General features: G+C 65.4%; 12 protein-coding genes. 7 read left to right on the top strand and 5 right to left on the bottom strand.

Annotated features, from left to right (window positions below):
- Window positions 1–119 precede the first annotated feature (119 nt).
- Together QX073_RS05080 and QX073_RS05075 are read right to left on the bottom strand one after the other, a co-directional pair.
- Window positions 120–518: a PaaI family thioesterase gene (locus QX073_RS05080; protein ID WP_315712326.1), complete on the bottom strand. Its 399-nt coding sequence runs from the start codon at window positions 516–518 to the stop codon at window positions 120–122.
- Between the two features lie 125 nt (window positions 519–643).
- On the bottom strand, window positions 644–1,924 hold the full coding sequence (locus tag QX073_RS05075) for an ArgE/DapE family deacylase (protein ID WP_316170426.1): 1,281 nt from the start codon (window positions 1,922–1,924) through the stop codon (window positions 644–646).
- A 146-nt stretch (window positions 1,925–2,070) separates the two neighbouring features.
- Between QX073_RS05075 and QX073_RS05070 the strand changes: the two genes are divergently transcribed.
- From QX073_RS05070 to QX073_RS05060, 3 genes are all read left to right on the top strand, one after another.
- Window positions 2,071–2,223: a hypothetical protein gene (locus QX073_RS05070; protein WP_315712328.1), complete on the top strand. Its 153-nt coding sequence runs from the start codon at window positions 2,071–2,073 to the stop codon at window positions 2,221–2,223.
- A complete protein-coding gene (locus tag QX073_RS05065) occupies window positions 2,223–2,492 on the top strand; it encodes a DUF6719 family protein (RefSeq protein WP_315712330.1) in 270 nt (89 codons plus the stop codon). Before QX073_RS05070 ends, QX073_RS05065 begins: the two co-directional genes overlap by 1 nt.
- A gap of 112 nt (window positions 2,493–2,604) precedes the next feature.
- Entirely contained in the window at window positions 2,605–3,951 is a 1,347-nt protein-coding gene (locus QX073_RS05060; RefSeq protein ID WP_315712331.1) for an HlyD family type I secretion periplasmic adaptor subunit, read from the top strand.
- A 10-nt stretch (window positions 3,952–3,961) separates the two neighbouring features.
- On the opposite strand, the gene QX073_RS05055 is transcribed toward QX073_RS05060, so the two are convergent.
- The gene (locus tag QX073_RS05055; RefSeq protein ID WP_316225411.1) at window positions 3,962–5,722 is read right to left on the bottom strand and encodes a 2Fe-2S iron-sulfur cluster-binding protein; all 1,761 of its coding nucleotides are present in this window, start codon (window positions 5,720–5,722) and stop codon (window positions 3,962–3,964) included.
- Between the two features lie 101 nt (window positions 5,723–5,823).
- On the opposite strand from QX073_RS05055, the gene QX073_RS05050 reads away from it, so the two are divergent.
- Together QX073_RS05050 and QX073_RS05045 are read left to right on the top strand one after the other, a co-directional pair.
- Window positions 5,824–7,545, top strand: a complete 1,722-nt coding sequence (locus QX073_RS05050) for a type I secretion system permease/ATPase (protein ID WP_315749991.1) — start codon at window positions 5,824–5,826, stop codon at window positions 7,543–7,545.
- A 39-nt stretch (window positions 7,546–7,584) separates the two neighbouring features.
- Window positions 7,585–8,358, top strand: coding sequence for a hypothetical protein (locus QX073_RS05045; RefSeq protein WP_316225410.1), 774 nt, complete (start codon window positions 7,585–7,587; stop codon window positions 8,356–8,358).
- A 53-nt stretch (window positions 8,359–8,411) separates the two neighbouring features.
- Here the strand turns inward: QX073_RS05045 and QX073_RS05040 are convergent, their stop codons facing one another.
- Window positions 8,412–8,774 carry a hypothetical protein gene (locus tag QX073_RS05040; protein WP_315750046.1) on the bottom strand — a complete coding sequence of 121 codons (363 nt, stop codon included), beginning with the start codon at window positions 8,772–8,774 and terminating at the stop codon, window positions 8,412–8,414.
- 576 nt (window positions 8,775–9,350) lie between these two features.
- Window positions 9,351–9,902 carry a CreA family protein gene (locus QX073_RS05035; RefSeq protein ID WP_315826939.1) on the bottom strand — a complete coding sequence of 184 codons (552 nt, stop codon included), beginning with the start codon at window positions 9,900–9,902 and terminating at the stop codon, window positions 9,351–9,353.
- Between the two features lie 226 nt (window positions 9,903–10,128).
- Here QX073_RS05035 and QX073_RS05030 point away from each other — a divergent pair, with 226 nt between their 5' ends.
- Both QX073_RS05030 and QX073_RS05025 read left to right on the top strand, forming a co-directional pair.
- Window positions 10,129–11,871 carry a L,D-transpeptidase gene (locus QX073_RS05030; protein WP_316225409.1) on the top strand — a complete coding sequence of 581 codons (1,743 nt, stop codon included), beginning with the start codon at window positions 10,129–10,131 and terminating at the stop codon, window positions 11,869–11,871.
- Between the two features lie 155 nt (window positions 11,872–12,026).
- Window positions 12,027–12,602, top strand: a complete 576-nt coding sequence (locus QX073_RS05025) for a glutathione peroxidase (protein WP_315712337.1) — start codon at window positions 12,027–12,029, stop codon at window positions 12,600–12,602.
- The last annotated feature ends 5 nt before the right edge of the window (window positions 12,603–12,607 follow it).

Here is a 12,607-nt window from a genome sequence, read left to right as displayed (position 1 = left end):
TCCCTAGACAGGAGCTATATTGTGCATCGCAACATTCATTGCAAGCCCCGCGCTCTACGGAGAGAACATGCGGCCATGCAAGGATCGCGTGAGTTAACGATTCGTTTGTGTACGAATCATCACAGCACGAGCTGAGTCTGGGTCACGAGTGCGACCAGCCTGCCGTCGTCGGTCTCGATCCGGGTTTGCCACACCTGGGTGCGGCGGCCGCGATGCACGGGCGTGGCGGTTGCCGTCACCACCGTCCCCTCCTTGGCGCCGCCGATGAAGTTGGTCTTGCTCTCGATCGTCGTGGTGCCCTTGGCGTCCTGCGGCAGGTTGATCACGGTTGCGGCCGCGCCGACCGAATCCGCCAGCGCCATGACGGCGCCGCCATGGATGGTGTGATGCAGAGTGCAGAGATCCGGCCGCACCTGCATTTGCGCCACGACGCGATCGGCGCTGGCCTCGGTGAAGGTCACACCCTTCAATTCCGCGAACGGCATCTTCATCGCATTGATCTTGTCGAGTGGCGTCATGCCTTCCCTCCCCCGTTGATCGGACGACCCGTCTTCGCGGGTCAGCGCCGCATCTGGATGCGCCGGGCTTCGAACCCGAAGCAATGACCTGAGAGGTCATTGCTTCGGTCCGATCGTGCCGCCGCTCAGACCTTCTCGATCCCGCACCACTCCGCGATGAACAGCGCCATGGTCTTGGTCACCTGGCGCAGCGAGTCGAGCTCGACATATTCGTTGAAGCCGTGCATGGCGGCGCCGGTCGCGCCGAAGCAGAGGCTGGGGATGTTGTAGTTGAGCCCGTAGAAGCGGGTATCCGTGAGCGCCGTGAAGACGAGATCCTGGACCTCGCCGCCGTAGACGGCGGTGAAGGCCTTGCCGAACGCCGCCTCCGGCTCGGCCGAATTGGTCAACTCGTAGCCTTCGGACAGGAAGCCCGACCACTCGACGACCGGCGGATTGTTGGAGAGAAAACGGTGATCACGCGAAGCCGCGGCGACGCAGGCGAGGATCTCGTTCTGGCAGTCCTTGACCGACCAGCCCGGCAGGATGGCGATGCGGCAATCGACGTCGCACCAGGCCGGCACGCTCGAGGCCCAGTCGCCGCCTTTGATGATGCCAGGATTGAAGTTGATCGGATGCGTGAGCGTCCTGAAATGACGATCGCTCTTGGCCCGCTCGTTCCAGTCGGCTTCGAGCTTCTCCAGCGCATGGATCAGATGATAGCTCGCCTGAATCGCATTGGCGCCGACGCCGGCTTCGAACACATGCGCCGGGAAGCCGCGCACCTTCAGGCGGAACCAGATCACGCCCACCTGAGAACGCACCATCTTGCCGCTGGTCGGCTCCGGGATGAAGCAGGCATCCGCGCGGTAGCCGCGCTGCAGGGTCGACAGGGCGCCGACGCCGGTGCTCTCCTCCTCGATGACGGATTGGATGTGAATGCGCGCCGTGGGCTTGAAGCCGGCCGCCTTGATGGCATCGAGCGCATAGAGCGCGCCGATGGTACCGGACTTCATGTCGCAGGCGCCGCGGCCATACATCCGACCGTCGCGGATCACCGGCGAGAACGGCGGCGTCTCCCACATGTCGAGCGGACCGGCCGGCACCACGTCGCAATGGCCCTGCAGGATCAGCGATCGCCCGGCCGACGTCGCCGGCCGGTAGGTTCCGACCACGCTGCGTGCTCTCGAGAAGTCGTGCTCGATCGGGCCGTAGCCGCGCATCTCCTTGAGATCGTCGAGATCGATGTGCCAGTCGTCGACCTCGTAGCCGCGCGCGCGCAGGAGATCGCCAAACATGTCCTGGCACGGCCCTTCGGCGCCGCGGGTCGAGGGAATGGCGACGAAGTCGCTCGTGGTCGCGAGCTGCCGGTCGAAGTCGGCATCGACGGCGTCGACGATGCGCTGCGTAATGTCCTGGGTGATCATGCCTGTCGAGGTTCCAATTGCCGATGACTGCAGCAAATCACAATCTCATGCAGAGTTGCACCGGATTCGCCGCTGCTTTCAGAATCGCAAGGCCGCCCGTACATTCGCGCATACGAAAATGACCGCAACATACTTTGGAATTTAACATGTCGGATCACCGCAATATCCTTTATTTCCTCCTCGGCATTCTCAGCGCGGCGATCATCGTGCTCGGCTACAATTTCTATCAGGCCAAGAAGCAGCCGGAGGGTGTCCAGATCAATATCGGGCCAAACGGACTGAAGATCGAAGGAAAGTGATGCGTTCTCAAATCTCCTCGTTCGCGAATGTCGCAGCGCGCCCTCTCGGCGTCCTCGGTGTCCTGCTTTTGGTTGCCGCACCCGCGCAGGCGCAATATGTCGGGCGCGAGCAGGACATCACCGATCTCCGGCTCGGCCAGCGCGTGCTGGTCGATGACGGCACCTGCCCCGCCGGCCAGGTGAAGGAGGTCTCCGGCTCCAAGATGGCTGAAACCGGTATTGTCCGCACCACGAAATGCGTGCCGCGCTTCGGGCCGAAGAAGAAGTAGCTGACCTCGTTCGATGCGGCTCTCGCCGCCGACCTCCGGCGCGTGACCTTCCGCACAGTCCCACAGCCGCGCATCGACGATGCTCCTGCCCGTGGACAAGCGGGGACGCAGCATGTCGATGTCAGCGGTGCAGGATCACGGCTTCTTCGAAGCGGCCGACCGGCCGCAGCCGGTCAAGGCCGATTTCAGCCGCTACGCCCTGCTCGGCTATCTGTCGATTGCGCTGGTGTTCGGCGGCTTCGGCGTATGGGCCGCCTACGCCCCCCTCGATCGCGCGGCGATCGCACCGGGCACCGTGTCCGTCTCCGGCGATCACAAGGTGGTTCAGCACCGTGAGGGCGGAATCATCAGGGAGATCCTGGCCAAGGAAACTCACGCCGTGCATCGCGGCGACCTGCTGTTTCGGCTGCAGCCGACCGAGGCCCAGGCCAACACCGACCTCCTTCGCAAGCAGATGGACGCGTCGCTGGCCGAGGAGGCGCGCCTGCTCGCCGAGCGCGGCAATGCGCGGATGATCACGTTTCCCGACACGTTGCTCAACCGCCAGAACGTGCCGGAGGCGGCGCTTGCCATCGCCGACCAGCAGCGGCTGTTCGTCGAGCGCCGCAATGGCCTGATCAGCCAGATCAACATCCTCAACTCGCAGATCGCCCAGCAGCAGCAGGAGTTCGCCGGCCGTGACCGCCAGCGCGCCGCGCTCTCCGCGCAGCTCGCGAGCTTCGAGACGCAGATGAACAATGTGCGCCCGGCGGTCGCCGCAGGCTATTATCCGCGCAACAAGTTCCTCGAGCTGGAACGCGAGCGCGCCCGCGTCGAAGGCGATCTCGGCCAGGCGCAGGCCGACGTCGCGCGGCTGACGCAGACGGCCGCGCAGACGCGCCTGCAGATCGACCAGACGCTGCAGAAATATCTGACCGAAGTCGGCCAGCAGCTCGACGGTACCCGGGCCAAGCTGTCGGACCTGCGCGAGAAGCTGGTCATCGCCGAGGACGTGCTGCGCCGGGTCGACATCCGCGCCGAGCGCGACGGCATCGTCATGAACATGAAAGTCCACACCGTCGGCGCCGTCGTGAAGCCCGGTGATACGCTCGCCGAGATCGTTCCGGTCGGCGAAGGCGTCGACGTGATGGCGCACGTCTCGCCGCGCGACATCGAGAGCGTCGCCATCGGCCAGAGGGCCGAGGTGCGCTTCTCCAATTTCTCCTCGCGCACGACGCCGACGATCTTCGGCAAGGTCTCGAGCGTCTCGGCGGACGCGATGTCGGACGAGGCGACCAAGCAGAGCTACTATTCGGCGCGCGTCGTGATCGACTATTCGACCATCCCGCCCGAGATCGCCGAGAAGATCCTGCCGGGCATGCAGGCCGACGTCATCATCTCCACGGGAGAGCGCACCGTGCTCGAATATCTGGTCGGCCCGCTGCTCAACACGCTCGCCAAGACGTTCCGTGAGAAATGAGCCGAGACACCTATGCCGACGGCACCGGTGGCGCGCCCGCGACGACAGCAAGATCGCGGGCACGCCGCACGCCGATGGCGTCCAGCTCGCTGCCCTGTTCCGGATCGGCAAGCCTCTCACGTATCGCTCCATCAAGATCAGCAAGGCCGGCTGCTGCCGCCACGCCCCCGGACATCGCGAGCTGCCAACCTCTGGTGTCGGCCAATTCAGCTAGAAGCGCCGGCCACTCCGTCCCGAGCCCGAGCACAGCCACCTGCGACGTGCGTCCAAGGGTCAGTTGCCCGACGACGATGTCGCCAAGGTGAGCACCAATCGCCAGCTCGACGGGCCGACCGATCTCCGCGGCGATCTTTTCGTTGACGCGGTCCATGACCACGTCCATGGCGCCGATCGCCTGCAGCGCATCGCGGCAGCCTTGTTCTGCTCCCTGCTCCTCGCCGAAGACGGCGAGCACGCCATTGCCGAGGAAACGATCGATGCGCCCGGAATGGGCTTCGATCGCCCTGCCAATGGCGCCGAAGATCTCGTTCATCATGAACCCGAGGTCGGATGGCAGCCGGTCGCGCGCAATGGCCGCAAGCGGACGGACGCGGACGTGGACCAGGCATACCGCACGGCGCTCGGCGGGAAGGTGGTCGACGAGGGGCGCCCTCTCCGCTTGATCGCCGCCGAGGAGACGCGTGATCGTCAGCGGCGCCGCCGGACGGATCTGGCAGGCCAGGCGCACATTCGCCGGTGCCGCCAAGTCGGCGAGCATGACGCGCTCCGCGTGGCCGGGCGGTGCCAGCGTCTCCGCACCTTCATCAACGCGGACGCGACAAAGACCGCAGCGGGCACGGCCGCCGCAGTCGGATCGCTGCGAAAGATCATTGCTGCCGATGATCTCCAGCAGCGTCGGACCGACCGCGGCCCGCACCGTCGCACCACCCGTGAAAGCAATGGCGATCTTCGGCGCCGCGAGGGACGCGACGTGACGGAACACGATGATCGTCACGCCTGCAACGAGCAGCGCGACGACCGCGATCTGCGCCGAAACCTGCAGCAGGGCGATCCACTTCCCGTCGAGTTTGCTCGGCCAATGGGTGACCTGGCGCATCTGCTCGGCCATGCCGGGATTGCCGAGAAACGTGGCGACGGCGCGTCCGGACACCACGAACCCCATCAGCGCCGCCATCGGCACCGCGACGGCGAGAACAACCAGCAGCGGCTGGACGAGGCGGTACCAGCTCCGGAATTTCAGCCAGTGATGCAGGCCGACGCAGCCGTGGATCCAGACCAGCAGCAGCAGAGCGGTCTGAATCCAGGCCGCCTTGGGCCACAGCAACGCCAGCGCATAGAGGTAGCCATCCTGAACGCCGAACAGCGCATGAGCCATGTGGGTCTCGATGACATGCGGCAGCAACAGCAGCGGGATCGCAAATCCGGTGGCGATCTGAACAAACTCCCACGAGGACAGCCGCCACGTGCCGCGCTGAACCGTCTTGGCGAACGCCAGCACGACATGCGCGAGCAATGCCGCCGACAGCACGATCATTCCCGGCCACGATCGGGTGACGACCAGTCGCCATTCCTGCACCTCGTCCATCGCCTCGAGGCTGAACAGACCCACCGCATGGTTGAGAAAATGCGTCGCGGCGAACGCAAACAGGACGAGGCCGGACATGAGCCGGATGTTCTGGGACGTTACGGCAGGCATGAGCTCACTGTGATTCAGGCAAGCTGCGAAATCTGAGCACGGCTGAACCATCCGGTAGCGGCTGCCACCGGCCAACTCAAGCGCCGGCAGATCAGCCTCGAGCTATGTGAGGTCAGTCACGGTCGACGACGGGTGCCCCAGGCGAAGCTCCCAGCACCATCGCAAGGGGATCCGACATGACGAGCACCACCCGAAGCCCGCTGGGAACCGCGCTCCGCGCCTGCTTTCCCGCGCTCACCGCGACCTTCGTGCTCAGCCTCTTCATCAATGCGAGCATGCTCGCCTCGCCGCTCTATTCCATGCAGGTCTACGACCGCGTCCTCACCAGCCGCAATCTCGGCACGCTGGTCATGCTGACGCTCATCGTGGGTGTCTTCCTGGTGTTGTATGGCGTCCTCGAATTCGCCCGTTCCGGCGTTTTGGCCCGGGCCGGCGTGCAGTTCGAAGGCACGCTGCGCCACCCGCTGTTCGAGACGATGATGAAGGCGGAGCTGTCGCCGCGGCATCGCTTCGGCCAGCAGATCATCCGTGACGCCGAGACCATCCGCGACTGCATCTCCAGCGGCACCGCCGCCATCGCCTGCGATCTGCCGTGGACGCCGGTGTTCGTCGCGCTGTGCTTTCTGCAGCATGCCTATCTCGGCATCCTCTCGCTGCTCGGCGCGATCGTGCTGTTCTCGCTGGCGCTGCTCACCGAATTCTACACGCGCGCCAGCGTCGAGCGCACCAACGCGCTGGCCAACGAGGCCTCGCGCTTCGTCGCGGCGGCGCTGCGCAATGGCGAGGTCGTGCGCGGCCTCGGCATGGGCGACATTGTCATGGACCGCTGGAGCTGCCGGCAGTCGGCGATGGTCGATGCCCACAGCACCCTCGTCGAGCGGGGCGCGGCGATGCATTCCGTCACCAAGTTCGCGCGCATGGCGGTGCAGACCTCGCTGCTGTGCATCGGCGCCTGGCTCGCGATCGAGCAGCAGATCTCGCCCGGCGCGATGATGGCGACGTCGATCATCATGGGCCGCGCGCTGGCCCCGGTCGAGCAGGTCGTCGGGCAGTGGAAGCGCATCATCGCATTCCGCTCGGCCTACCGCAGGCTGGAGGAGCTGTTCCAGGCCTTGCCGGTCACGGCCGCCCCGACCGCGCTGCCGACGCCGCGCGGCGACATCGACGTCGAGAACGCCGTGGTGTGGCCGCCGGCGGCCGGCCGCCCCTCGGTCAAGGGCGTCAGCTTTTCACTCAAGGCCGGCGAGAGTCTCGCGATCGTCGGCGCCTCCGCCAGCGGCAAGTCGAGCATGGCGCGCGCCATGGCCGGCGTCTGGCCGCTGCGCGAAGGCGTGATCCGCATCGACGGCGCCGCCTACAGCCAATGGGACCCAAACCGGCTCGGCAAGCATATCGGCTACCTGCCGCAGGACATCGAACTGTTCTCGGGGACCGTCGCCGACAACATCGCCCGGCTTGCGAAGGTCGACGAGGCCGCCGTTGTCGCTGCCGCCAAGGCCGCCGGCGCGCATGAGGTGATCCTGCGCCTGCCCAACGGCTACGACACGCCGATCGGTGAAGGCGGCGTGGCATTGTCCGGCGGCATGCGGCAGCGCGTCGGCCTCGCCCGCGCGCTCTACGGCAATCCGCGGCTCCTGATCCTCGACGAGCCGAACTCGAACCTCGACGAGGACGGCGAGCGGGCGCTGGCGCAGGCCATGGCCCAGGCGAAGGCCGCCGGCCGAACCGTGATCGTCGTCACGCACCGCCCGCAGCTTCTGGCGCATGTTGACCGCATCATGGTGATGGCCTTCGGCAAGACGCTGGCATTCGGCCCGCGCGACGAGGTGATCGCCAAGATGCGCGGCCAGCGTGTCGTCGTCGCCCACGACCGGGCGACGGCCAGCGCCGCGGCCTGAACGAACCCAGTGCAGATCTCACACCGCAAGGAGCCGGCCATGATCAAGTTCACATCGTCTACGAGGACCCTGCAGCTGGCCTTCGCGACCGCCGTCCTGTTGCCGATCTCGGCCTCGGCGGAGACGCCGATGACCGCGCGGCAGATGCTGGCCCACGCGCAAACTCAAGCCCTCAATGTCCCCAGCGATATCAGGAAGCCCGAGCTCGACCGCAGCGAAAAGATCACCAGCGAGGCCGCCTCCGCAGGCAATGCAGCCATCGCCGCCCCGCTTCCGGTGATCGAACCGCCGGCGCCGATCTCGCCGCCAGCCCCGGCGCTCACCGCACTGGCTGCGCCCGTCCCGGCGCCTGAGGCAGCTTCGTCGCAGACGCGTACCAACTCGCTCACGGCCGCCGCCCCCGTTGCTGAAGCTGCCAAGAAGTCGAATCCAATGCTCGCGACACCGCCCGTGGCCGCCACCACCGAAACACGCCCGATGGCACCGGCCGCGACGCCGCCCGTCACGGCCGCAGCTTCACCGGCCCTCGTCCCCGCGACCGCTCCCGTTGCCGCGCCGCCCCAGTCCGGCCTGCCGGCCGCGGCGGCCACCCAGACCACGGGGACGCAACCGGCCGCCTCGTCGTCCGCCGAAAAGCCCGCTCCTGCGGGACATCAGCCAACCCGTGCAAGCGCGGCAGCGGCCCGCCCTGCGCCCAAGCCTACTGCGAGATCGTCGAGACACAGCGACGAGGATGCCATCAGTACCCGGATCTCGCGCATCATGCGCCGGCCGGACGTGCAGTCATTGATGTCGCAATATGGCCTGGACTGACGACGAGCACCGCGGACGATGGACGCGGATCGACATTCGGTTCAGGCAGCCAATCAGTTGGCCGGATCGAACATGCACTGCAGCGCGGGCTTCGCGATCTTGGTGAACGTGGGACCGATCTCCGCTCGCTTCGGTGCGGGCACCCAATCGGTCTCGATGGTCGGCACGCCGGTCTCACTGATCCCGCGCAGCAGCGCCTCACGCAAGTCGGCATCCTCCACCATCGCGGCCGCATGGTCATGCAGGCAGGAGCAGACAGCTTCAGGATGCGTCCACCGGTCGAGCATATGAGGCGCACACTGCCGTACGAACTCGCCGCGCAGATCTGGCAATCGGGTCGCCGTCCGCGCCTCGACGAAGGACCAGAAGAGGCACGGCAGCACGGCAAGCGCCGCAGCATCCAGTCGAAAACGCATGGTGGACCGCTGGTGTTTGTTTTTCGTCATGTCATCCACGCAGGCCGCGACGACACGATTCGCATGCCGCTCACGCTTTCATACCCGCTTCACGTTTCAAGCGGCCTGCGGCACGGGCACAAAATGGTTTCATGGGCCCGCCGCTCCGTTTCATCGCGACCCACCCGACGACACAAAATACAATCAAAACGAGAGTGATCTAAAGCGCCACCTGCTTTGGCCGAGCCAGCGCGATCCGGGGCGACCGTCAATCTGTCGATGGAGAGCTTCTTAACGACCTGGCGTTAACCGTGGCCGGCAGGGAGAACCTCCCAGATCGCTACGGCGACCCAGCAGCGCGGCGCGTTTGGGGGCCGACGTTGCTCCGCAGGGTCACCATGGGCAGGCGCTTGCACACACCCAAACCGAAGGTATCTCGCCGCGGCTCGCCGGCTACGCCGATGGCGCAGCAGCGAACCGAGGGCTATGCCGGCTCGACGCCACAGAGCCTGGTCCGGCTGATCGGCTGCCACGATCCTGCCAAGCACAAATTGCCCAGCGAGGCTTTCGGCAGCCGATCGTCCCTTGGCAGGTCCCTTATTGAATGAAATCACCGCACTTCTGGACTGCGCCGTCATCGGATTTGCCCCAAGGCATGATCGGGACGGAGGAGGTCGAGTTCTTCGGTGAGCCCTCGATCAGCCTGTCCGAGTAAACCATGTAGACCAGCACGTTGCGCTTGGCATCGCAGCCACGAACGATCTGCATCTTCTTGAAGAACAGCGACCGCCGCTGCCGGAACATGTCGTCGGCCTGTTCGAGCTTGCGCTTGAACCTGATCGGGCCGATCTGCCGGCATGCGAGCGAGATGTCGGAGACCTCCTCGGCCAGGCCCAGCCAACCGACATAGCCGCCCTTCTGCGGCACCGTGAAGTGGCAGGCAACGCCCTCGACCTCTGGATCATCAACGCCATAGGTCGCGAGCTTGTCATTCGGGCTGAGCAATTTGAACACGGTCGACCGACGGAAGATCAGATCCGGCTCGTCCGCGGCGTATGCTGAGATCACAGGCGAGGACAATCCGATAAGCAGCAGGCAAGCGAGGGTTTTCAGCCACAGATCAAACCGTTTGGTGGCTCTGAACGACATGTCGGTCTCCGTTATACCGCCGATGCTCGGCATACCGCCCATGTAGGGACACAAATGCCTGCAAGGAAGGCGCTCCAGCCCGTGACCTTCCACTACCCGTTTAACGGGATGTGAGGCTTTTCTGCTACGATTGGAACGAAATCACGCAGGGCAGAAGCCCCAAGCTGGTGAACGCAGACTCCGTCTGCGACACTAAAGACCAGATGGTTCTTGAGGATTTGCCGGAATGCTCTGCGTTCGTGCAGCCGCCAGGGGGCGGTTCTATTGTGCAGCAATCGTTTCAGTTCCGCTTGCCATAGCAGCGACCTCACAGGCTGACGCAGCGTCATATTACTACTGGAACGACGCTCAGCCCGTCACCATTGCTCCGACCATACGCCCGGCCATGCCGCGCAAGCCCAAGGCGCGCCACCTCGACAAGCTGACAAAGACCGAGAAGGAGGCTGCCAAGCCGCAAGGACCGGTCACGATCGCGGTGTCGATCAACAAGCAGCAGCTCAAGGTCTACGACGCAAACGGTCTGTTCGCGGAAGCACCGGTCTCGACCGGCATGAAGGGACATTCCACGCCGTTGGGCGTGTTCAGCGTCATTCAGAAGCAGAAATTCCATCGCTCCAACATCTATAGCGGCGCCCCGATGCCGTTCATGCAGCGCATCACCTGGTCGGGCGTCGCGCTCCATGCGGGCGTGCTGCCCGGCTACCCAGCCTCGCATGGCTGCATCCGCATGCCGGCAAGCTTTGCAACCCGCTTCTATGGCTGGACGCGCATGGGATCCCGGGTCCTGGTCACGCCGAGCGAAGTGGCTCCTGCGAGTTTCTCGCATCCGATGCTCGCTGCCCTGAAGGCACCGCAGCCGAGCGCATCGGTGCAACCCGATGCGACTGCGCCGGCAGCGATCAAGTCGGACAAGGGCGCCGCCGTCACCACCGCGATCACAGTCGCGACGACGGATCTGCGCGCCACGATCGGTCATGCCGAGAGCCCGCGCTCCGGCGAAGGATCGCCCGCCGCGTCGCGCCAGGTGCGGACCGCCGATGCCAGCAACGCCAACGGACTCCCTCCGATGGTCTCGGACGCTTCCCCAAGCGCCGAACCATCGCGCTCGCTCCCGATGGAGGTTCAAAGCGATACTGCCGATCTGAAGCCCAGTGTCGCCGAGATCAAGATTGAGCCCGCGACCGCCGACGCAGAGGCGAAGTCTGCCCCCGGCGACGTCGCTCCGGCGAGCGAGCCCACGAATGCTGCGCAGGTGGCCGCTCCGGCTGTCGAGAAGCCGGCTGAGGCATCGGCGAACGCCGAAGCCACCGGTTCGACCGAACTCAAGCCTGCTGAGTCCAAGTCGGTAGAGTCCAAGCCTGCCGACGCCCCGATCGCGGAGCAGCCTGCGTCGCCGCCCACACCGGCGGCAGAGGCACCGGCGAAGCCGGTCGATCCCAACGATCTCGCCAAGGATCAGTCGCGTGTTGCCGCACCGGACAAGCCGATTGCGCCCAAGCCCGAATTGAAGCGCAACAGCCAGATCGCGATCTTCATCAGCCGCAAGGATTCGAAGCTGTACGTGCGGCAGAACTTCGCTCCGGTGTTCAACACCCCGATCACCATCGCACCGGGCGACAAGCCGCTCGGCACCCACGTGTTCACCGCGACGGCTGACAAGGCCGATCCGGCGACGATGCGCTGGTCCGTCGTCTCGCTGCCCTCCTCGGCGCGGAGCACCGAGGCGAACGATGGCACTGCCAGGGCGGTCCGGCGGGGTAAGAAGTCCGCGGGCGCCGATGCCGAGCCGAAACAGGTCGTTCAGCTGAGCAGCGCGGCCGAGGCGCTCGATCGCATCACCATTCCCGCCGATGTCATGACGTGGCTCGGCGAAGCCCTGTCGACCGGAAGTTCGCTGATCGTGTCCGATCAAGGCATCAATCAGGGCGAAACCGGCGAGGGCACCGAGTTCATCCTTTCGCTGCGCTGACGACCGACGACGTCCCTCTTTCCGCCCCACGGCAGGGGTATCCCCGTGCCGGAACGCAGTCTGATCCAGCGCAACGTGGCGGCCGTTGAAGCAGCGGCCGGTCGAGCGCGGGCACATTCATGCTGACGGGGCTGGCTCTGCTCAGGGAGATTCACATGATCGATCGCAGGATGGTTGTTCTCGGCATCGGCGCCTCGTTGTCGGGTGCGACGCTCACGTCGCAGGCTGCTCGTGCCGACAATGCGGCCAGCAAGATGACCGCCTATCGCTTCTCCTTCCCGGCGCTGGCCGGTGAGCCGATTCGGCTCGCCGATTTCGCGGGCAAACCGGTGCTGGTCGTCAACACGGCCTCCCAGTGCGGCTACACCCCGCAATACACCGGGCTCCAGAAGCTGTGGAGCGAGTTCCATGAGCGCGGGCTGACGATCATCGCCGTGCCGTCCAACGACTTCAACCAGGAGCCTGGGATCGCCGGCGACATCGCCGAGCAGGCCAACAAAGACTATGGCGTGACCTTCCCGATGACCGCAAAAGCGGTGGTCACCGGTTCCAACGCCCACCCATTCTACCGCTGGGCCGCCGAGGCGCGGCCCAAGGAGACGCCGCGCTGGAACTTTCACAAATATCTGATCGGCCGTGACGGCTACATCGCCGACGTGTTTGCCTCCTCGGTTGAGCCGACGGATACGCGGGTCAAGACCGCAGTTGCCCGGTTGCTGGCGAACGGCTGAGCAAC

This window comes from Bradyrhizobium sp. SZCCHNS3052 (assembly GCF_032484495.1).
GTDB lineage: Bacteria > Pseudomonadota > Alphaproteobacteria > Rhizobiales > Xanthobacteraceae > Bradyrhizobium.
This window is presented reverse-complemented; position numbering and strand designations above follow the sequence as displayed.